The sequence below is a fragment of the Halobacteriovorax sp. XZX-3 genome, assembly GCF_043196495.1.
Taxonomy (GTDB): Bacteria; Bdellovibrionota; Bacteriovoracia; order Bacteriovoracales; family Bacteriovoracaceae; genus Halobacteriovorax_A.
The window spans coordinates 1,411,286-1,431,382 of sequence record NZ_JBEBMO010000001.1 but is presented as its reverse complement, the minus strand read 5'-3'; the positions used below and the strand labels follow the sequence as shown (position 1 = coordinate 1,431,382).

Sequence of the window (20,097 nt, the reverse complement as noted above, 5' to 3'; positions counted from 1 at the left end):
AAAAATTCCTTCTATGTGTCTGATCGGATTTATCTAATAAAATTTAAAGTTGAACGAACATTTCTTTTAATAGACTCAATTTTTTCCTCTTCAGAGAAATTGCAGACCTTTTCTTTCATGAGTTTGATAAAAGAAGACTGGGCAACAAGAGAAATAATGATGATATTATGCATGATATTTCTAGCGGCCCAGATGAGCTTTTCTTCATCACCAGAATAATTAATTTCTTTCTGAATCAGTTCCATTAAAACATGTGTCCCAGGAGGCCCCATTGGTTCCTCTAGGCATGTTGGAGGCATAATTGCTTCATCCAGTGGAAGTGTATTCATAAGAAAGAGTTTCATGGAATTAAAGAAAGTATTACTTTCATCCATGAAGTATTTGTAGATTTCAATGGCCAGGTCTTCAGTTGAAGAAATCTGTCCTTTGATCTCGTCTAGCTTATCACGCATACGTAAAACGTTTTCATTTAATACTTCTGCATAAAGTCCAGCTTTTGATTTAAAGTGGTAATTTATTGCAGAAACATTCGCATCTGCTTCCTTTGCAATGTCACGAATTGAAGTATTATCATAACCGCGGTCGGCAAAAAGCCGACTCGCAGTTGCTAAAATTAAATCTCTAGTTGTCTTGCTCATTATACTTCTACCTCTTTCGTCTCTACGATCTCAGCAGGAGCTTCTTCATTATTTGATTGAGCCGTATTTCCTTTCTTGAAAATCTTATTCGAAATTCTATCCGTAAACTCAACAAAGTCTTCAATAATTGCGTAAGCACATGGAATGAAGATAAGAGTCATAATTGTTCCCGAAGTTAGACCCCATGCCATCGACATCGTCATTGGAACAAGCATGGCATCTGAACCACCAATTCCGTAAGCTGTCGGTAATAGTCCCGATACAGTCGTAAGAGAAGTAACAAGTACAGCTCTTAAACGTAAGCCAGAAGCTTTAACAAGAATTTCATTTAAACTAAGTTTTCCTTCTGCTCTTAACTCATCAATGAAGCTGATTAGAACAATACCTGAGTTTACGATAATCCCAGCTAGACCAATAATACCAATTAAGGCAAGGAAGCTGATTGGACGTGAACGATCAGGGTAACCACTAAGGATTGGCGTCGCAAAGGCAATTGAGAAACCAATAAATCCAAGAGGGATTGTCATCATAATGATCATTGGACGAAGAAAACTCTTAAACAGGAATACAAGAATTGCAAAAATAGCAATAATTGCAAGGACACCTGCTTGAGCGAGTGACTCCAGTGATTCTTTCGTACTTTCTGCGGCACCACCAAAGCGTAGTGAAACACCTGGATATTTAGCTGAAACCTTATCAAAGATCTGCTTTAGCTTGATATTTGCCATTGCAGATGTCGCATTAATATTATCAACAGAGCCAATTAGTGTTTTAGACCTTTTGAAGTCATAACGCTTAACATTTGGAGTACCATTCTCTTTACGAATTTTGGCAAATGACTTTAGTGGAATAAGGTTTCCACGATTATCCATAACTTGAATGTTAAGGATATCATTTGGTTTACCTCTAAGTGCTTTCTTAAAGCGTACTTCAAGGTCAACATCCTTATTATCTAATGTAACAGTACTTGCAATACTTCCTGCGATAGCTGCTCTAATGGCCGTACCAATTTGAGAAGCGGATACACCTAGCTGATCTGCACGAACATAGTCGATATCTACGTAAACTTCTTCATCACCGTATACATCATCAGTTTTTAGATCAAGAATTCCATCGATCTTTCCTAGCTCTTCTGAAATCTCACCAATGATTGCATCAAGTTGATCAAAACTATTTGCTCTGAATGTACCTTGAATATCTTCACCAACAGGTGGACCGTTAACTTGAGATTCAAATGTTAATGACTTAAGTCCTTCAACTTTAATTTCACGAAGTTTCTTAAGCATCTGCGTTTCAGCAATATTAAATTTTGCATAATCATTTACGTAAATGAATAGTAGACCTACGTTATTACCTTCTTTATCTTTTGGATCAGAGAAACCAATAGCAGCTTTCCCCGAGAAACCAACGATATGCTTAGCTTGGTCACCGATCTTTTCTTTGATCTTACGACTTACTTCAAGCATATATTCTTCTGTCTTCTCAACAGGAGTTCCTCTCTTAGCTTCAAAGCGAGAAAGGTAAATTTCTGTTTGATCTGCTGGGAAGAGAATAAATTTATTACCAACGGCCATGAAAACAAGTGAGCCGATAATAATAGTTGTAAAGAAAAATGCTGAAATATAGCGGTGTCTAATCGCGATAGTCATTAACGATTCAAACTTTGCTTGAAACTTAGTAAACCAGTCTGCTTTCTTTTCTGTACCAGTCTTCTTTGCTGAACCTGAGTACTTTGCAAGTCTCATTGGAAGTAAGAAGAATGATTCAACTAATGAAAGAATCAGAGAAACAGTTACGATGATTGGAATCGCCATAATAAATTGTCCCATGATCCCTTTCGTTACTAGCATTGGGATGAAGGCCGCAATCGTTGTCATCGCTGTTCCCGTAATTGGAAGCCAAAGAGACTTAACACTTGAAAGGGCTGCTTCTTTAGCACTATATCCTTCTTCATTCATTAGACGAGTGAAGTTTTCACTGATAACAACACTGTTATCAACAAGCATACCTAGAGCAATAACTAGCGCTAGAACTGTCATCGCATTTAGTGTCAGTCCATAATCTGGCATAAACCCAAGAGTACCGAATACAGCAAGTGGTAGAGACATACTTGCTAGAAGTCCAATACGTCCAGGAAGGAAAATAAATAAGAAGAAGATTACAAGCAGTAGACCTGAAACTGCGTTGGAAGCTAGCACTTCAAGCTTGTTAACAACTTTTAATTCTTCGTTGTTGTATACATAGAACTTGTACTCAGGATAGCGTTTTTCAAACTTCTCCATGTGAGCTTTAATCTCTTCAACCATCGCGATTGTGTCTTCACCTGATTTTTTAGAGATTGTGATAAGAGTCGCTTCTTCACCATTGTATGAAGTGATTACTTTCTTTTCTTCTTTTCCATCGATTACTTGAGCAACATCTTCTAAAAAGATATTTGCCCCAGAAAAGTTCGAACGAATAAGAATATTTTTAAGCTCTTCAACATTTCTAACTTTTGCTTCAATACGAACAAGTTTTTGGTCATTGTCAGTTTTAAGTGTACCACCTGGAACGTTTACATTTCTAAGACGTAGTTTATTTAAAACTTCGTCGATACCAATGTGTTGTCTTTCAAGTTTTTGAAGATCAAGAATGATTTCAAATTTTCTCTTTGCAAAGCCATCAAGTGTTACGCCTTTTACGGCCTTGATATCTTCAATATCTTCTTTAAGAATATCTGCTACTTCATCTCTTTCTCTTACGTTGTTTGGTCCAACAAGAGCAATTTGATAAACTGGAATTTCATCCGAAGCAATTTCTTGGAAGAGCGGTGCATCTTGTAGATCTTGTGGAAGATCAGATACACGATCGACTGCCTTTTGTAGATCACTCATTACATCATCAACACTGTCAACATTATCCATATCAACGCGGATGATAATTTTAGATAAACCTGCTTGAGAAGTTGACTTAACGTCCTTTACTCCAGAAACAGTTCTAATTTCATCTTCAATCGGTTTTGTAATTTTAATTTCAATATCATTTGCTGAAGCACCATCATAAATTGTCGTTACGACTGCTGTAGCAAAGGAAACTGTTGGGTATGATTCTGATGTCATTTTGTTTAATCCCATTAATCCATAGATTAAAAGGAAAAACGTAACAACGATCGTAAACTTATGATTCTCTATAAAGAATTTTGATAATTGATTCATAGCTTAACTCTTCTATTTAACTTACACGGTGTTTGGTTGAAAACTGTGAAGTAATTGATAATAGTTTCTATTACTTGATACTTTGTACTAACTTCATCAAGATTTGAGTTTAAAAGTTGGTTCTCATCGATCAAGAGGTCTTGTGATGTAACACGGGCCTGTTTAAACTTTCTCTTAGAGTCTTTTAATGTTTCTCTTAGGTGAACTTCATTTCTTTTTTGAGCTCTAATAACATTTTGTAGTGTTAGTACTGATCGAAGTGTTTGTGCATGGAACGCATCGAGCTTTCCTTTCACTTCTTGTGCTTGAGCAAGGTTTTGACGTTTGATAATTTTGTCTTGAATCTCTCTTGTCTTATCCTTTTCTCCACCAATCGGCATAGTCCATTGAATACCAACTGAAAAACGGTTATCACCATTGTCAGTCATTTCTTGAAAACTATTTGAGTAACTATACTCTTTTCCAACAACTTCAAATTGAGTCGTTAGTTTTAGATCCGATTTGTCGTAGTTATTATTAACTTTTTGAGAAAGTTCTAAGTCTTTTTGAAGTAGTCCAAGAACTTCATCATATTCAGTATACTCAAGTGGTAGGGAAGACGAGTGTTGAGCAATAGTTTGAGTACAACCCATAACTTCTTCAACCGTACTATCAAGATCATAAGATTCTAATTGTACTGTCTTACCACCTAGCTTTTCAGGAAAGAGAGACTTAAGTGTTTTAAGTAATTCATTTCTTTCAAACTCAAGTAGATATAGCTGGCCATTACGAGCTTCAACCTGAGAGCTAATACGTGAAAGATCACCTTTGTCAGCGATATTACTGCGGTATCTCTTCTTTGTGTCTTTTTCTAGCTCTTTTGTTGTTTTTAGAAGCGCCTTAGCAATCTTAGTTGATTCGTTATTTGCTACAATTTTCCAATATAGCTTTCTTACTTCCTGAATAAATGCATGTGAAGAAATTGTTCTTTGTCTCTTTGCAATCTCTTCTTGAACCATAAGGCTTGCGTCCTGTGCTCTTGAAGTTGAACCTAGGAAATCCTTGTAGATATCTAAAGCTAAGAATGCACCTGCAGAAGAAGTCGTTCCATCTTTTACGAAATTATTTGAGTATTGATTTGCATTAACCAAGACTCCGTAAGAAAGACCGTATTTAGAATTCTTACTTAATTTCATTTGGAAATCTGCTAGTGGAGAGGTTACCGGAATAAACTGTGCAAAAGATTTCTCTTTCGTTTCTTGATAATTAGCTTGAGCATCTAATTTGAAACCAAAGTTTTCATCATACTTTGCTCTTTCTTGTTTCTTGGCAAGTTCCTCTAATGAGATCCTTAATTGATTAAAGTTTTCTTCCTCGGCCCAGGCAATGAGCTTATCCTCACTGAGCAGGACAGGAAGGGAATTGGCCCAACTAAATGAAGTGCCAGTAATCAGTACCATGAGGACTGAGAAGTTGAGTCCGTGGCGTAAGTACTCTTTCATAATAAAATTACTCCCTTATGTATTCAAACAATTGTTTGATTCAAACGCTTGTTTGAAATTTACTATAATTTGGTTTAACTGCCAAACACTTTTATGGCCGAACATTTTCACTTTATAAATGAACATTGTTGCCTAGCGATAAGCTTAAGTTGAGCTTTAGAATATAATGGTGATAGAGAGTTAGCCGTGACCAGGAGGTCGAGCTGAATTATCCACAAAGAGCCCTTGAAACTTTTAAGAAATACTCACAATTAAATGAGTTTAGAGAGTTTTATATTTCTGTCTATAGGCGCCTACAAAAGAGGGCGGGCCCAGTTGAGAGGGTTCAGCTTTCTCATGAAATCATTGATCATTATACGAATGAAGTTAAGTCAGATCCTGTTGCCGCAGCAATGATTTCTTGTCGGAAGGGTTGCTCTGCCTGTTGCCATACTCAAGTATCCGTAAATAAAGATGAGGCGGAGCTGTTGGCCTCGCGAATTTTGGAAGATGGAATAAGGGTTGATGTTGAATTACTGGCGATCCAATATGCTGCTGGAAATGATTCTGCTGCTTGGTTTTCAATTCCTTATAAGCAAAGGGGCTGTGTATTCTTAGATGATAAGGGTACTTGCCGTGTTTACTCAGATCGACCTAGTGTGTGTCGCACGAATTATGTCATAAGTGATGCAAAACATTGTGATACATCAAATGGTGAGTTTGCTACGATTAGAATCCTCAAGACTAGTAAGGCCGATTTTGTAACGATGGCGGCTTTTAATCTCAGTTCGCAAGGTGGCGCATTACCTCAAATGCTTGTTGAGTCTCTAAATAAATTAGGGGAACAAAAATTATCTAAATCAATGAAGAAGAACTTCAAGAAGAATAGCTTTAAAAGGCTAAAAGAGCTTTTCATTAGTGGTGCGATGTAATAAAAATATTTCATGCACTGTCCATTATGTCATAGTAACTCAATTCATTTATACGCGAATACTTTAGGTAGTGATTATTTTGAATGTAAGAATTGTTCTTACGTTTTTAAGGATCGTTCTAAATTGCTTAATAGTGAAATTGAAAAATCTCGCTACGATACTCATGAAAATAATTGTGAAGATCAAGGATATATTGATTTCTTGAATCGATTAATCCTGCCTTTAAGTGAAAGATTATCTGAAAATAGTCGTGGATTAGACTTTGGCTGTGGACCAGGGCCTACGATTTCTAAAGAAATGAAAAAGCGTGGGCATCATGTTGAAGACTACGACATTTACTATGCAAATAGACCTGAGCTTTTGGAAAAACAGTACGACTTTGTTACTTCTACAGAAGTGTGGGAGCATTTCTATGAGCCAGCAAAAGATATTAAGAAGTGCTGGGATCTTGTAAAACCAGGTGGTCACTTAGGAGTGATGACTTACTTTATCCCTGAAGAAAAAGAGAAGTTCTCTAACTGGTGGTATCTACGTGACGAGACTCATGTTGGTTTTTACAACGAAGAAGTCTTTCGATATATTGCTAAGGAACTTGGGGCGAGCTTAGAGATTTTAAGTCGCCAGGTTGTTATTCTAAAAAAGGATTTATGATGAAAGTTTACGGAATAAAAAATTGCGATACTGTAAAAAAAGCTCTTAAGTACCTTGATGCAAAGGGTGTATCGTACGAGTTTATTGATTATAAAAAAACACCACCAACAAAAGATGATTTAAAGAGATGGGATGAAGCTTTTGGAGAGCTTCCTGCTAATAAGCGTGGACCAACTTTTAGAAAAATTAAAGAAGAATTTGAAGGAGCAACAAAGGCAAAGCAAATTTCTCTTCTTGTTGAAAATTCATCTGCAATAAAAAGACCTATTCTAGAAAAAGGTAAGAAAACTCTAAGAGGATTCTCACAGGAAGAGTGGGATCAGTTATTCTAATATATGCTTAAAGATTTAAAAGACACAAATTCATATCGCATAAAGTGTATGGGCTGTTCAAGGCCCAAAACACTTTGTGTATGTAGCCTTATCAAAACATCTCAAATTCGCTCTAAGATTGTCATTCTTATTCATCCAATGGAAGCAAAGAAAGAGAAGCTGGGTACAGGTCGTATAACTCATACTGGATTAGCTAATAGTGAACTAATCATGGGGATTGATTTTACTAATGATAAGAAGGTGAATGATCTTTTAAGTGATGAAAGATATTATCCAATGGTTCTCTATCCAGGTGAAGATGCTCTTAATATTTCTGCACCTTCAAACAAAGACATTGAATTACTAAAGAATAAAATTCCTTTGATCTTTGTGATCGATGGGACTTGGCCATGTGCTAAGAAAATGATGAAGCTTTCAACAAATATCAATGAGCTTCCTCGAATTTCTTTTTCTTCTGATAAGGAATCAGCATTCCTCATTAAGCACCAGCCTCATAAGCAAGCACTTTCAACTGTTGAGTCTGTACACGTCCTAGTGAAAGAATTAGGTAAGTATGGAGTCGAGGAGCTTGATGGTAATGAGGATACGATGATTGATGCCTTTAAGGTTATGGTTCAAAAACAAATCGATATTGCCTCAGATCCTAATGTTCCCACTTATCGTGGACGTAAGATGGACAAGCAGAGGGTCGCTCTTGTGAGAGAGAAGAAAAACCGTTCATTTATTCTCAAATAACTCAATTTTTTGGCATTCCTAATCTTAGCTAAGTGGCTAATATTAAAGAGAATGCACTTAAGTTCCCGCTTTTTTAGGAACTCTTAAGGCCCTATAATAAAATATAAATTATTAAAGAGGGATTCTTATGAGAAGCTTAAACGTACTCAATAAATTATTAACGGCGACCATCATCTTCACGATGATTAATCTCAATATTGCAATTGATATCGAGCAAGCGCGCTTTAATATCACGGGCCAACAGGCGATGGCACAAAGTACACTTCCGAAAGAAGATCGTTCGATGTCAGGTGATGGGTCATTCAAATTAAAGAATGCACAAGAATCAGATAACGATAGTATGGCCCGCAAGCGTCAGCAAAATAGTGGGACCTATACGAAAGAAGAAGCAAGCGGTGGACTTGGAATTTTCAACAATCAACTTTTTGCTCCTCTTATTATGCTTACGATTGCATTCTTAGTTTCAAAAATCTGGTTATTCTTTAAACCAAGTAAGCCTTATGATGTTTATGCTGCCGCTTTAGGTGCAGGTATTTTATTAGTGAATGAACTAATGAGTGCCTTCAAACAAAATACTTCTCTTAAAGACCGAAAAGATCGAATTGAATATGAAGGACTTGATGAAGATGGACAAGTTGATGTTTCACAAAAACAAATGCTTGAAGAAGAAAAAGCGGCCCTAGAGGAAATCAAGGGGACAGCAGAAGATAAGTCAAAATATCAAAAAGCAGCTGCTGCGGCATTTGCTGTAGCATCTGGTATCGCATTTGTTCAAGGAAATAGTGAGCAAATCCAGGCACAAGCTTGTGCTGCTGCTGTAAATGCTAGAGCCAAGTCACTTATTGCCCTTCAGGCAGGCTCTGTTGCTTGTATGGATCCATCAGCTACTGATACTCAAGTCTATACAACTGCATGTGAAGCAACGGCCGTTACTACAGAGGCAATTGAGGCATTGAAATTAACGCCAGGTGAAACAAAAATTCAGTATTCAATGTTAGTGGAGTTAATTAAAACGAAAGAAGCAAGTAAGAATACTTGTGACTTAGGGGCGGATGCAAAGTCTAAGCAAGCGAAAACGGTATGTCAGGCTAACTTAAATGCCGCTCAATCTGCATCGCCAGTTTCAGCCGCACTGGTTACAAAGTACTCTGTTGCTTTAGGGAAAATTTCGGCGGCATCAAGTGCGCTTGTTGGAACTAAAGCTGCAATTGAGTCAGCTTGTGTTAAGCACACAGAAGAAACAGTGAAGAATTCAGGTGAATCTTCTGAAGTTAAAACTCTAACAGAACTGTCATCTAGTGCAAAAGCAGGTTTCTACGCATCTCTTCTTTCCCTATTAATTAGTAAAGCTCAAGCCGGTAACTATGGAAGTCTAATTGGTGCCCTTGGTGGATTAATTGCTGCTTATAAACTTCCTGTTGGTACAGCAATGGATACGTTTATGCTTTCAAGTATAAAAAGAGGGACTCTTTGGATTGCAATGAGTGGTACTTCTCTAGCTTCAGCAAAAGCAATGGAGAGTGAAGCGGATGCGATACAAAAGAATATTGATAAGATCGATGCTATCTTAGCAAAGTTTAGATCTGCTGATTCTGTGACTAGTGCTCAAGCAAAGACTCTACAAAAGAAAACGACAATGCTAAGTGCTTATACTCCTCAGCAAATTGGTGAACAAGTTGAATGTATTGGTGGTCTTCCAAAAATCGCGACTAATAACGGTTCAAAGGCGTGTCCAAACGCTAAAAAGTATATTGTAAGTGGAACAGATAAGTTAAATACTGCTGGATTTAGTATGCCTGATAGCTTAGTGGGATCACTTGTAAATGCTGCAAACGGTATTCAAGATACTTCATCTGTTTCTCCAACTACGCAAGAGGCTTTTGATGCTCTTGGTTCATCTGCCAACGCTCTAAATAAGAAAGCAAATGCAGTTATGAAGAAAACACTAGAGCGTGCACAGAAGGCGAATAAGAAGAAGCCTGTTGCTAAGAACTTATTAGCTTCTTTTGGAAGAAAGTTTGGAGGCTTAAATAAGAGAGCAGGTGGAACAGGTGGCCTGATGTCTGCACTTCCATATCTTTCTCAACCAAACCAAGGTTCTAACTTTGGTAATGATGATGAAGAGGAAGAGCTACAAGATGGGCTAGCAGTTGATGCAAAAGGTGGGAAAGGTCTTGATGCAGTTGGCGCGGCCAATAATGGTGGTTTTAAATTTGACTTTGGAGAGGGAGCTGCAGATCAATATGCGCTTCAGAAGAATTCTGAATTTGCTGCCAATGCTGATGCCGTTGCTGCAATGGAAGAAGATGGTGAAGGTGAAATTATTGAAGATTCAAATGTCGATATTTGGCAGGCAATCTCTGTTCGTTATAAGAAAACAGCTTACGATAGATTATTAAAGCGAATTGAATAAGGCTAGAGGTCAATTTTTTTGATTCGCTTATCAATACCTAGATTTTTCTTACGATATTCTTCACCGAATTTCTTTGGACAATCGACTTCCTGATAAGAAAACAATTTCGTATCTTGGAAAAAGTAATGTGGTTTCTTACCTTCATAAAACCATTGGGAATGAGACCACGAACTTACTTTGATTTCTGCTTCTTTACTCTTTTGATTAATAACGACATCATCCACTCTATAGATTGAGCTTGGAGAACGATTTGTTCCTGTGTAGCGATTATCTAATTCCTCTACACACGTATCAACATCATATGCCACATGATAGCTAGGTGAGCACGAAATAAAGAAAGAAATTGAAAGTAATGCTAGAGTGATTCGTTTCATGCACTACTTATCGTCAGCTCATGAAAATTCCTTTAACTGTCAAAGTTTCAATTAAGTAAATTTAATGGTTTAGACGATTAAATTAATTTAAATATCTTAAAAAGACACCCAGACCTAAATAAAAAGTGAAGTGAAACCCTAGCGATAGCAGGTAGCCGCGATAGAAATATGAAATAAGATAGGCAAAGAGCACTCCTCCTGCAATTGACGGCAAGATAAAGTACAAGGCCTTAAGTCCAAATACATAGAATAGAGGCAGGTGGATTACTGCAAAGAATATCCCAAAATATTTTACACTGTCTCTTCGATTATAGAATTTTAGATAATGTTCAATGAGAATATTGATTAGTAATTGCTGAAAAATAATATCTGCTGATTTTGAAACAAAAACATTCCAACTAAAAAGTGGAAAGATTATTTTCGAATTAATGATTTCAAATTTCTTAATAATTGAAATTGGAAAGATGTAATTAATTGAAAGCGCCATGGCCAAGAAGACTATGATTACTAGCAAGTAAGACTTTACGTGATCTTTCGAGATTTGAATTGAATTCGTTAAGTAATTGAAGATCAGGGCACTTGTAATGAAGAATGCCGAAGTGGCGGCCCAACCTGAATCATAGTCAATTCCATATGGTTTAAAGACTAGATTAATAATACCCATGATTAGGATCCAAAAGCATCCCACGATAATAGTAAATTTAAGAGATTGTTGTTTCATAGAAAGTCGTCGAAATAAATGGCGCACTCGTCAGGATTCGAACCTGAGACCGTTCGCTTAGAAGGCGAATGCTCTATCCAGCTGAGCTACGAGTGCGTACAGTGACTTTGTGTTCAGTTAAAATAATGGCACTCGCCACATTTGTCAATATAAGATGTAAAAATGTTGAAGAGATGGTAAAGTTTATAGAAAGTTTACACAGTGGAATTCTATGTCAGATAACGTATTAAAAGCTAAAATCATTCGCTCTCACCAGCGCGACTTCGATTGTCTCATCGATGAAACAAAGGAAGTAGTGAAGGCGACGGCACTTGGTAATCTCCTAAAAAAAGGAGAAACTCTAGTTGTTGGCGATAATGTTTGTTTAGATACGATAGCTGAAACTGGTGAATATATCATCAAGGAGGCCATGCCTCGTAAAAATGAGATCTTTAGAATTCTAGTCAGAACGTCAAAAAGAAAAGTTACTGCGGCCAATTGTGACTACTTGGTTATTGTTTCATCCGCTGCTAAGCCAAGATTTAAACGAGGAATTATCGATCGCTTTCTTGTGCGTGCTTTTCAGTGGGGTGTTGAGCCGATTATTGTCTTCAATAAGATGGATGGCTATGACCCAGAAGAATTTGATATTCAATATGAAATCCTGCGTTTGAAAGAGCTTGGTGTGAAGTATTTCGAGATTTGCGCCCTTGATAAGGACTATGAGACTCAATATCTTAAAGGTGGGATGAGTGAGTTTAAAGAGGCCCTAAAGGGGAAGACGGCCCTTTTTGTTGGCCAGTCAGGTGTTGGGAAATCACAAACGATTTCTTGTTTATCAGATGGCGAAGTTGAGCTAAAGACTAAGCAGGTTGGAAAAGTTGGAAAGGGTTCACATACGACTACTTGGTCTGAGATTGTGGATCTTGGGGACTTCTATCTTATTGATTCTCCAGGAATTCGATCATTTTCACTAGATGATATTGACCCAGATGATCTAATGGAGCTATTCCCTGATTTGGAAGAGATTGCTCGTCACTGCCAATATTCAAATTGTAATCATGAGCCAGAGAACCGAGGTTGTGCATTTTTTAGCGAAGAGTACGATCCTGAAACTGAAGAGGGTTTAATGGTTCACTCTAGGCTTGAAACTTATCAACTGATTCACTCAGAGATTTCTTCGACACCATTTTGGCAGAAAAAGAAAAAATATCGATAAGTATCTAAATTTATTTAGTTTTTAACATTTGGACCTTCTTGCCTAGCGCAAGTTTTATCTCTTATTTACCTCATGATTTATGCCTTTTTGACGATAAGTCAGACAGCAAAAATATCTGTAATAAGGGGTAATAATGTCTGATAACAAAGTAATCAACTTCCAAGCAAAGAGAGAAGAGAATATCGAGAAGAAGCGTAGAAGCTTTGAGCGTATTTGCTTTAATAACTTTATGGGAGCTTACTCGGTAATTGAGTCAGATGGTTATTCTTATGCAATCAATATGGTTGATATCTCTCATGATGGACTTTCTTTCAATGTTCCGTGGACAGATAAAACAGATGCAAAGCTAAAAGAAGGGGATGAGCTAAAGCTTAAATTCTATTTTACAAAAGGATCATATATCCCTGTTATCGTTAAAATTCGTCACAGCGCACTAACTCAAGGTGCTGACGGTGTCACTTATATGCAATATGGTTGTGAGTTCGATAAATCGATGCACTCGTTCAAGGCCATGGAGCAATTCATCAACTTTATTTATGCATTCTCTGAGTATTCAGTAGTGGATAATGGAGAGATGAAATCTCTTTTTATTTAATGGTATCTAATTGTCATTAAGCCTTTAAGCTTATAAGATCGGGCCATGAAAATCGCGATTTTAGGTAGTGATAAGAAGGCCCTTGCCGCTTATCGTTTTTTTGAAGACTTAGGTGTCCACGTTAAAATTATTGGTCAAATTCCAACAGACTCGCAAGCAGAGTTTAGGGAAATCGCCCACCGTAATGTGGAAGTGATTCGCGTTCATAAGCGCTTTTTATCGCCGAACTCTGTCTTGGAGAGTCGCTCTCGTATGGCCGATACTTTTCGCGTCGTTTTTAAGGTAAATGCTACAACTGAAATTGAACGCCAAAAATTAGAAAACCCTGAAGTTTTTGAAAAGCTTGGTAAAGATGTTCTTGAATCATTAAAAAATTCGATTGAATCTTTTGAAGACTTTGATTTTATCTGTTACTCAAATGAGTTAACAATAGCAAATCCTATGGGTGCAGCTCAAGTTCATGCTCTTAATGAGCTTGCCCTTGCCGATGATGAAAGAATCACTTATCACAATGAACACCATGCTAGTCTTGAAGATATTAAAGCGACAAGAAATCTATGCTTAGTTGGAACTGGTATTGAGAATCTAAGGCTTCTAAGTCTAATAAAAGAAGATTATCTAAATGATCTAACAAAAACACTCCAGCTAATCACTGCTGAAGAAGTTCCTTTCGGGAATCTAACTTCAGCTCAGGTTAAAGAATATAAAGATGAAATTTCTCAATTTAGTGACCTTTTAGCAAAGGATCGCCAGCAATTTGACGAAGAGAAGAGAGAGTTTGAAGAAAAGATTATGCAGTGGAGATCTCTTGAGCCTCATATTAAGGCCAAAACTCCTACACCGGCTGAACCAAAGCCTAGGCTAATGATTTATAATAGTGCAGTCGTCTCTTCTGTTGATAAGCTTTTAGATCGTAAGGGTCTATTTGTTACGATTGAAGGCAGTGACCTACTTGGTGGAGCTGAACAGCTTAAGACTCTTGCTTGTGATCGAATTTGTGTTGATCAGGGTGTAAGTGTTGAGTCTAGTAAAGTTAGGGGCCTAGCAATGGATGAAGAAGGCTTCTATCCTCTTCATGCAATGACGTTAGATGAAATTAAAGAAAATATGTTAAGATATTTCTCTAAGCAATAATTAAAAAATAGGTTTTATATTGAGATTACTTTATATCGTATTCATATTAACACTTCTTTCTTGTACCACGACTGTTGATCGTGAGTATAAAAGAGTGCAAACAGATGAATACTATCGTGACTCGGGTGCTGCCGTTTATATGCTTCCAATTCTTCCTGAATGGAGAAACTTTTCAGGAGAAGGACAATGTAAACGCACAAGAGATATGAGATACTTAAATATTTTGAATCTAATGGATAGTTTCTCAATAGATCATCAAAGCGCTTCGCAAATACAATTTGCCTTTAATCGTATGTACTCTGAACGTGCGCATAATATGGAGAGAAGCCCAACTCTTAAAGAAGTTGAGCAAATCTTTTTTAGCGCTAATGATTTTGTAACGGCCACTGGTGGCTATATCAAGCTTCCAAAATTTAATCGAGTTAATATCATTTGGTTTGATAGCTATCGTGAGAATTTAGATCAGTTAAAAAAATTAATGTCCTCAAAATCAATGCTAGAAGGAAGACCTGTATTTGTTTCCCTGTGCCTGAATGATATTGAAGTGAAGGCTTCTTTAAAAGAAGCTAATGTAAATTTTGAAGGTGCCTACTTTGTCGATTATCGCTATCTAACTTACTATACGCCTAAGGGAGAGTTATCTTCAGAGGAAAGTTTTTATTTAGATCAATACTTAAGCGCAAGTGTAAAAGTACGCCGTGTTTATTCTCATAAGAAACGCCCGAATTTTATTAAGGGACGCTTTAAATATATAAATTATTAAGGAGTAATTATGTTCGGTTTTGGAACTAAGAAAGATGCCCACAAAGAGGATCTTGATCGTCTATACGCAAACTTTGAAACTAATATGGGAAATTTCAAAGTAGAGCTTTACGCAAAAGAATGTCCAGAAACAGTATGGAACTTTGCTAACCTTATTGAAGGGAGACAAAAGACTCCTGCAAAAGAAGGTCCTTACTATGATGGTCTAATTTTCCACAGAGTTATTTCTGGTTTCGTTATTCAAGGTGGATGTCCAGATGGAACAGGAATGGGTGGTCCAGGTTATAAATTCGAAGACGAATGTCGCTCAGACCTTCGCCACGATAGTGCAGGGATTCTTTCTATGGCAAATGCTGGCCCTGGAACAAATGGTTCTCAATTCTTCATCACTCTTGGTGCAACTCCACACTTAGATGGACGCCATACAGTGTTTGGTAAAGTTATCGAAGGTATGGATGTTGTTGAGAAGATCGGTGAGGTTCGCACTGGTATGCATGACCGTCCAATGCAAGATGTCGTTATGGAAAAAGTGACTATTGAAAGATAATTAGATACGGACCTTAACTCTAGTTAAGGTCCACTCTTTCAACCATTAGCTGAATATACTTATTTCCATTGAAGTAGTTTAGAGCAAGTGTGAAGTAGACATCAAGTTCAACACTTGGATCATTTTGGCGCTCATAAATTTCGTTCGGTGTAAGCGCTCCCCACTTAGACATATAATTAAAACTAATCCCTTTAAGATTAATTTTCTGATTTGTTATTGATGTAAAATTCCATCTAACGTGTACATCTTTTAGAAGATCAAAACTTTTAAGCTTTGCACCTTTTAATTTAAAGATTGGTTTTGCATTTCCCATTCCAAAAGGCTCAAGCGCATCTAGCCCTCTAAGAAGATTTGGATCAATTTCATCTGGAGTTATCTCAAGATCATAAAAATCTTGTACCGTTCTTTGGATCAAGGGAATTTCTTTTAACATTGCATTCATCGAAGTTTTAAATTTTTCCAGATTTTCAACTGGCATTGAAAGCCCTGCGGCCGCCTTGTGGCCTCCAAATTTTAAGAACAGATCGCGATGCTCATTAAGTAGGTGATAAATATCGAGATCACCTGCAGACCTTGCTGATGCTTTAATCACACCTTCATCTTCGGCATCACTGAAAACAATGGCAGGTACTTTAAATGTTTCAACAAGCTTTGAAGCAACAATTCCGATAACACCTTCATGAAAGTGAGGAGCATAGACAATTGCAATGTCTAGTTCGGCATCTCTTTTAAGTTCGTCTATGACTTGTTCTTTTGCCTCTTCAAAGACTTCTTTTTGAATGGCCTTACGTTCTGTATTACAGTTAACAAGCTGGTGATAGTACTCACGTGCTTCGTTATAGTCTTTTGAGATTAAAAGTTTTAATGCTACTTCTGGGTGGTCTAATCGCCCTTTAGAGTTGATTAACGGGCCAACATTGAAAGATAGTTTTTCGCTTGGAATAATATCTTTTCCACGATCTGTTGGATCAAAGAAAGCCTTAATTCCTTCATATTGAGTGTTCTTAATAAGTCTCATTCCATGACGAACAAGTTTTAAGTTCATTGGACTTAGTGGTGCAAGGTCACAAATTGTACCAATCGCTACGTATTGAAGTAGATCATATACTGAAGGGATATCTTGTCCACGGGCCAAGAGCTTCTTTCTAATTTCAACACAAATCGCAAATGCTACACCAACACCAGCAAGTGGTTTCATGTCTGAATCTGCTGGCTCGTCTCGGCGCGAAGGATTTACAACAGCGATTGCTTCCGGCATTGTTTCGCGTCCATCTTTGTGGTGGTCGGTGATAATTAATTTTAGACCTTTCTCTTTTGCATAAGCGGCTTGCTCAACGTTTGAGATTCCACAGTCGACTGTGATCATTAGATCGATACCTTCTTCTATTGCACGATCAATTGAACAATTATGAAGTCCATAACCTTCAACAAAACGGGAAGGTTGAATGAGGTCTACTTCGAGATTTAGCTTTTGAAAAAATTGATAGAAGAGAGCACAAGAAGTCGTCCCATCAACATCATAATCACCATAAATGGCAATTTTCTCATTATTATCAATAGCTTTAATTATTTCATCTGCGGCAACATCAATATCAATGAGTGCTCCAAAGTTTGGTAGGGAATTCAGATCCCAAGATAGGAATTCTTGAATCTCTTGAGGTCCCATCTCTCTTTTAGCAAAGAGCCTTTGAACGACTGGATGTAAATTAAAATTCTGAGTAGCGTGTGTAGTGTTCTCCATAAGAGAACGATATCACGTTGGAACTTGATCGAGAATTAATAAAGTCTTACCAAAGTACGGTAATGCCTTTGATAATATCTTCTTCGTGCAGCTCGTTAACATCTGAAAACAATAGCTTAAAGTCTGAAGAGTTCTTTGCATGGACTTTATCAAAGTATTTTGTTGGTAAGAATGACTTTTTACAACTCTGACATTTTTGAACTTCAGTTGCGGTATCGTGCACATGGCCACAAACATGACATTTCTTGATAATTCTTTTCTTCGCAACTTCCATATTTATTTCTTTCATCATTCTAACCTTAATTCCTTTAGATTTAGTACCTACCTCTTCGAAACATAGATGAATAAGTTTAGAAAAATCGGCAATAATTACCGAAAAAAACAAAAGGCCGAGTGTTAAACTCGGCCTTTAGTATCAAATTAAAGGGGGGAGGGTATTAAAAAAGCTTTATATTAGCGCTATTAGTAGCGTCTAGAGCAGTCGTAAAATTATTTAAGATAGGAGAGCTGCTTGCAGTATTGATTCCCATATTAAAGTTTTGATTTGGAATACTGCTTCCCCAATTATATCCACTTTTAGAGTAGTCAAAGTTTTGTACTTGAATCGATTGTTCTGGAGTGTAGTAATTACCCCAAGGCATCGATTCACTTACTCTTAGCATTGGTGCATTTGCTCCATAGTAATCATTATAACTATAGTTCCAGTTGTTTAGTCGATTAAGATCTTGCATCATAAAAGACTGTTCTCTAAAGTCGCGTATCATACTTGAGAAACTATCTTGTCTCTGGTTAAGCGCATCGTATGTTCCAAAGTAAGAGTTAACTTGTGGCTGCGTAAATTGAGATGTAAGCATGCTTACAAATTGTTGCATGGCCATGGCCTCTTGTTGTTGCTGGCGCTGGTACTCTGCTTGCTCTTTCATTTCTCTTATATATTCGATAAGAGCTAGCTCTGCTTCTGAAAACTTATCGTCTTTATCTTCTTTATCTTCTTTTTTATCCTTCTTCTTTGCTTTAATTTTATCTTTATCAATCTCTTTGCTACCTGCTTCTGCGATAACTTCTTTCTGTTCTGACTCGTTCTTATATTCCTCAAGTTCTGCCGTAATTTTTGCAAGTTCATCTTGAAGCTTTTTTATCTCGTCAGTATCTATTTTTGATTTAGCATTTTCTAGTTCACAGGCTAAAACAGCATTTTCTTTCTTGAGCTCTTCATTCTCTAGTTCTAGAGAAGATAACTTTTCACTAATTTCCTGAAGTTTCTCTCTTGTTTCATCAAATTTTGAAATTGCTTCTTTGGCCGTATCTAGCTCAGAAGTTCTTTGCTCGATTAGTTCTTCAAGTGCCTTAATTTTTTCTTGGCGAATATTATCATCAACAGGATCTGAAGATTGTACATTAGCAAGTTGAGATTTTAGACTTGTGATTTCTTCACTACTTTTTGCAAGCTCTTCAGTTAGTGTATTAGACTTACCTTGAAGCTCTTCATATCTTTTTGAAAGATCTTTAAAATCTTTTACTAGCTTTTCATCAACATCTTTAATTTCAATTTTAACGATATTCTCTACTTTTCCAAATAGCTTTGCAGTATCGAACCAAAGGTCAAAGATACCTTTTTGGTGGACTTGATAAGATGTTACAGAGACTTGCTTTTCTCCAGCTATCTCGCGGTAATGGCCATTTTGATATGAGTTATCAGTGATAGACATTTCATTTTGCACGTAAGTGCTCGATAGAAATAATGCACTCATAATAAATAGCTTTTTGTAACAAGCTTTCATAAATTCCTCCCAAGAATTTGATTCAATTTATTAGATGCAACTGCTATGCCAAGAAAAAGGCCAAAAACCATGCAAAAATGCCATGGATACTGTTCATATTTTAGACACTGGCCAAAACCAATGCGCTTTTGCTTTAATATCTCTATGAAAAATTCAATCTATCAAAAGACTTATCAGGTCAGTATCAATAATGTGAATATCAACAAGCGTCTTGGACTCTTTGGAATGCTAGGTTATCTGCAAGATATTGCAACAGTTCATGCCGAAGAGATGGGCTTTGGTTTAGAAGATATGATTCGAGATCAATCATTTTGGGTTCTAGTTAGACAAAAACTTCGCATGGACAGGTTTCCTCATTGGAACGAAATTATTGAGATTAAGACGTGGTCGAGACCGCCAGAAGGTATGTATGCCTTTCGCGAATTTGAGATTTTCCTTGATGGTGAAAAGATTGGAGATTGCTCAACTGTATGGATGATTTTAGACGGTGTGACAAGAAAGGTTAAAAAGCCTGATTTCCCAATGGAGAGAATTAATCCTCGTACAGATTATCATCTTGATTATATCGCTCATAAAGTTGAGGTGAGGGATAACTTTGAAAAAGTTAATACCATTACAGTACGAAATAGTGATCTGGATTTAAATATGCACGTTAATAATACGAAGTATTCTCAGTGGATTCTTGATTCAATTCCAATAGAGCTTCATAAAACTGCAAAGTTAAATGACTTTGAAATTAACTTTATGGCCGAAACACACCTTGGTGATAAAATTGATATCTTACGAGCACGTAATGAGGAAGGTGAGGTTACTCACGATATTGTCTATAAAGGTATTAGGGAATCAGATGGCAAGACCTGTTTCTTAGCAAAGCTTTTAGCAGACTAAA

Annotated in this window: 19 protein-coding genes and 1 tRNA gene; 11 read left to right on the top strand and 9 right to left on the bottom strand. The window is 37.0% G+C overall.

The genetic code is table 11. The features are described from left to right. Window positions 1–29 precede the first annotated feature (29 nt). Genes ABMA70_RS06770 through ABMA70_RS06760 form a run of 3 tightly spaced genes read right to left on the bottom strand, consistent with a single transcriptional unit; the run spans window position 30 to window position 5,313 of the window. Complete coding sequence (locus ABMA70_RS06770) at window positions 30–638, bottom strand: TetR/AcrR family transcriptional regulator (protein ID WP_103218975.1); 609 nt, start codon at window positions 636–638, stop codon at window positions 30–32. Continuing rightward, window positions 638–3,832 carry an efflux RND transporter permease subunit gene (locus ABMA70_RS06765; protein ID WP_392990825.1) on the bottom strand — a complete coding sequence of 1,065 codons (3,195 nt, stop codon included), beginning with the start codon at window positions 3,830–3,832 and terminating at the stop codon, window positions 638–640. Before ABMA70_RS06765 ends, ABMA70_RS06770 begins: the two co-directional genes overlap by 1 nt. Beyond that, window positions 3,829–5,313 carry a TolC family protein gene (locus ABMA70_RS06760; RefSeq protein ID WP_392990827.1) on the bottom strand — a complete coding sequence of 495 codons (1,485 nt, stop codon included), beginning with the start codon at window positions 5,311–5,313 and terminating at the stop codon, window positions 3,829–3,831. Before ABMA70_RS06760 ends, ABMA70_RS06765 begins: the two co-directional genes overlap by 4 nt. A gap of 392 nt (window positions 5,314–5,705) precedes the next feature. Here ABMA70_RS06760 and ABMA70_RS06755 point away from each other — a divergent pair, with 392 nt between their 5' ends. The 5 genes from ABMA70_RS06755 (at window position 5,706) to ABMA70_RS06735 (ending at window position 10,355) form a co-directional block, all read left to right on the top strand. Further along, entirely contained in the window at window positions 5,706–6,224 is a 519-nt protein-coding gene (locus ABMA70_RS06755) for a YkgJ family cysteine cluster protein (protein WP_103218978.1), read from the top strand. A 12-nt stretch (window positions 6,225–6,236) separates the two neighbouring features. After that, window positions 6,237–6,875 carry a class I SAM-dependent methyltransferase gene (locus ABMA70_RS06750; RefSeq protein WP_103218979.1) on the top strand — a complete coding sequence of 213 codons (639 nt, stop codon included), beginning with the start codon at window positions 6,237–6,239 and terminating at the stop codon, window positions 6,873–6,875. Beyond that, entirely contained in the window at window positions 6,875–7,207 is a 333-nt protein-coding gene (locus ABMA70_RS06745; protein WP_233189733.1) for an arsenate reductase family protein, read from the top strand. Before ABMA70_RS06750 ends, ABMA70_RS06745 begins: the two co-directional genes overlap by 1 nt. Window positions 7,208–7,210: 3 nt before the next feature. Continuing rightward, entirely contained in the window at window positions 7,211–7,942 is a 732-nt protein-coding gene (locus tag ABMA70_RS06740; RefSeq protein WP_103218981.1) for a tRNA-uridine aminocarboxypropyltransferase, read from the top strand. 127 nt (window positions 7,943–8,069) lie between these two features. After that, window positions 8,070–10,355 carry a hypothetical protein gene (locus ABMA70_RS06735; protein ID WP_392990830.1) on the top strand — a complete coding sequence of 762 codons (2,286 nt, stop codon included), beginning with the start codon at window positions 8,070–8,072 and terminating at the stop codon, window positions 10,353–10,355. Between the two features lie 2 nt (window positions 10,356–10,357). On the opposite strand, the gene ABMA70_RS06730 is transcribed toward ABMA70_RS06735, so the two are convergent. The 3 genes from ABMA70_RS06730 to ABMA70_RS06720 all read right to left on the bottom strand — a co-directional run bounded on the left by ABMA70_RS06730 (window position 10,358) and on the right by ABMA70_RS06720 (window position 11,546). Continuing rightward, window positions 10,358–10,729: a hypothetical protein gene (locus ABMA70_RS06730; RefSeq protein ID WP_392990832.1), complete on the bottom strand. Its 372-nt coding sequence runs from the start codon at window positions 10,727–10,729 to the stop codon at window positions 10,358–10,360. Between the two features lie 82 nt (window positions 10,730–10,811). Continuing rightward, on the bottom strand, window positions 10,812–11,450 hold the full coding sequence (locus tag ABMA70_RS06725) for a hypothetical protein (protein ID WP_392990834.1): 639 nt from the start codon (window positions 11,448–11,450) through the stop codon (window positions 10,812–10,814). A gap of 19 nt (window positions 11,451–11,469) precedes the next feature. After that, window positions 11,470–11,546: transfer RNA gene (locus tag ABMA70_RS06720), tRNA-Arg, on the bottom strand. A 115-nt stretch (window positions 11,547–11,661) separates the two neighbouring features. Between ABMA70_RS06720 and rsgA the strand changes: the two genes are divergently transcribed. The 5 genes from rsgA (at window position 11,662) to ABMA70_RS06695 (ending at window position 15,686) form a co-directional block, all read left to right on the top strand. Next, a complete protein-coding gene (gene rsgA / locus ABMA70_RS06715; RefSeq protein WP_103218985.1) occupies window positions 11,662–12,648 on the top strand; it encodes a ribosome small subunit-dependent GTPase A in 987 nt (328 codons plus the stop codon). A gap of 133 nt (window positions 12,649–12,781) precedes the next feature. Further along, window positions 12,782–13,243, top strand: coding sequence for a PilZ domain-containing protein (locus tag ABMA70_RS06710; protein ID WP_103218986.1), 462 nt, complete (start codon window positions 12,782–12,784; stop codon window positions 13,241–13,243). Between the two features lie 45 nt (window positions 13,244–13,288). After that, window positions 13,289–14,377 (top strand): hypothetical protein, encoded by a 1,089-nt coding sequence (locus tag ABMA70_RS06705; RefSeq protein ID WP_392990836.1) that lies wholly within the window; start codon window positions 13,289–13,291, stop codon window positions 14,375–14,377. Between the two features lie 19 nt (window positions 14,378–14,396). Beyond that, window positions 14,397–15,140: a hypothetical protein gene (locus ABMA70_RS06700; protein WP_103218988.1), complete on the top strand. Its 744-nt coding sequence runs from the start codon at window positions 14,397–14,399 to the stop codon at window positions 15,138–15,140. A gap of 9 nt (window positions 15,141–15,149) precedes the next feature. After that, the gene (locus ABMA70_RS06695) at window positions 15,150–15,686 is read left to right on the top strand and encodes a peptidylprolyl isomerase (protein WP_103218989.1); all 537 of its coding nucleotides are present in this window, start codon (window positions 15,150–15,152) and stop codon (window positions 15,684–15,686) included. Window positions 15,687–15,705: 19 nt separating this feature from the next. Here ABMA70_RS06695 and recJ read toward each other — a convergent pair whose 3' ends face one another. From recJ to ABMA70_RS06680, 3 genes are all read right to left on the bottom strand, one after another. Further along, window positions 15,706–17,427 carry a single-stranded-DNA-specific exonuclease RecJ gene (recJ, locus tag ABMA70_RS06690; protein ID WP_392990839.1) on the bottom strand — a complete coding sequence of 574 codons (1,722 nt, stop codon included), beginning with the start codon at window positions 17,425–17,427 and terminating at the stop codon, window positions 15,706–15,708. A gap of 46 nt (window positions 17,428–17,473) precedes the next feature. After that, complete coding sequence (locus tag ABMA70_RS06685) at window positions 17,474–17,719, bottom strand: hypothetical protein (protein ID WP_021265840.1); 246 nt, start codon at window positions 17,717–17,719, stop codon at window positions 17,474–17,476. A 145-nt stretch (window positions 17,720–17,864) separates the two neighbouring features. Further along, window positions 17,865–19,208: a hypothetical protein gene (locus ABMA70_RS06680; protein WP_392990840.1), complete on the bottom strand. Its 1,344-nt coding sequence runs from the start codon at window positions 19,206–19,208 to the stop codon at window positions 17,865–17,867. A gap of 144 nt (window positions 19,209–19,352) precedes the next feature. Here ABMA70_RS06680 and ABMA70_RS06675 point away from each other — a divergent pair, with 144 nt between their 5' ends. Then, a complete protein-coding gene (locus ABMA70_RS06675; RefSeq protein WP_392857330.1) occupies window positions 19,353–20,096 on the top strand; it encodes an acyl-[acyl-carrier-protein] thioesterase in 744 nt (247 codons plus the stop codon). Window position 20,097: the final 1 nt, after the last annotated feature.

What these genes read in the sequence shown, in the direction of transcription:
- ABMA70_RS06680 (WP_392990840.1), bottom strand. Translation starts at nt 19,208, where the DNA reads ATGAAAGCTTGTTACAAAAAGCTATTTATTATGAGTGCATTATTTCTA.
- ABMA70_RS06750 (WP_103218979.1), top strand. Translation starts at nt 6,237, where the DNA reads ATGCACTGTCCATTATGTCATAGTAACTCAATTCATTTATACGCGAAT.
- ABMA70_RS06745 (WP_233189733.1), top strand. Translation starts at nt 6,875, where the DNA reads ATGAAAGTTTACGGAATAAAAAATTGCGATACTGTAAAAAAAGCTCTT.
- rsgA (WP_103218985.1), top strand. Translation starts at nt 11,662, where the DNA reads ATGTCAGATAACGTATTAAAAGCTAAAATCATTCGCTCTCACCAGCGC.
- ABMA70_RS06675 (WP_392857330.1), top strand. Translation starts at nt 19,353, where the DNA reads ATGAAAAATTCAATCTATCAAAAGACTTATCAGGTCAGTATCAATAAT.
- ABMA70_RS06770 (WP_103218975.1), bottom strand. Translation starts at nt 638, where the DNA reads ATGAGCAAGACAACTAGAGATTTAATTTTAGCAACTGCGAGTCGGCTT.
- ABMA70_RS06695 (WP_103218989.1), top strand. Translation starts at nt 15,150, where the DNA reads ATGTTCGGTTTTGGAACTAAGAAAGATGCCCACAAAGAGGATCTTGAT.
- ABMA70_RS06760 (WP_392990827.1), bottom strand. Translation starts at nt 5,313, where the DNA reads ATGAAAGAGTACTTACGCCACGGACTCAACTTCTCAGTCCTCATGGTA.
- ABMA70_RS06730 (WP_392990832.1), bottom strand. Translation starts at nt 10,729, where the DNA reads ATGAAACGAATCACTCTAGCATTACTTTCAATTTCTTTCTTTATTTCG.
- ABMA70_RS06735 (WP_392990830.1), top strand. Translation starts at nt 8,070, where the DNA reads ATGAGAAGCTTAAACGTACTCAATAAATTATTAACGGCGACCATCATC.
- ABMA70_RS06685 (WP_021265840.1), bottom strand. Translation starts at nt 17,719, where the DNA reads ATGATGAAAGAAATAAATATGGAAGTTGCGAAGAAAAGAATTATCAAG.
- recJ (WP_392990839.1), bottom strand. Translation starts at nt 17,427, where the DNA reads ATGGAGAACACTACACACGCTACTCAGAATTTTAATTTACATCCAGTC.
- ABMA70_RS06725 (WP_392990834.1), bottom strand. Translation starts at nt 11,450, where the DNA reads ATGAAACAACAATCTCTTAAATTTACTATTATCGTGGGATGCTTTTGG.
- ABMA70_RS06740 (WP_103218981.1), top strand. Translation starts at nt 7,211, where the DNA reads ATGCTTAAAGATTTAAAAGACACAAATTCATATCGCATAAAGTGTATG.
- ABMA70_RS06755 (WP_103218978.1), top strand. Translation starts at nt 5,706, where the DNA reads ATGATTTCTTGTCGGAAGGGTTGCTCTGCCTGTTGCCATACTCAAGTA.
- ABMA70_RS06705 (WP_392990836.1), top strand. Translation starts at nt 13,289, where the DNA reads ATGAAAATCGCGATTTTAGGTAGTGATAAGAAGGCCCTTGCCGCTTAT.
- ABMA70_RS06765 (WP_392990825.1), bottom strand. Translation starts at nt 3,832, where the DNA reads ATGAATCAATTATCAAAATTCTTTATAGAGAATCATAAGTTTACGATC.
- ABMA70_RS06710 (WP_103218986.1), top strand. Translation starts at nt 12,782, where the DNA reads ATGTCTGATAACAAAGTAATCAACTTCCAAGCAAAGAGAGAAGAGAAT.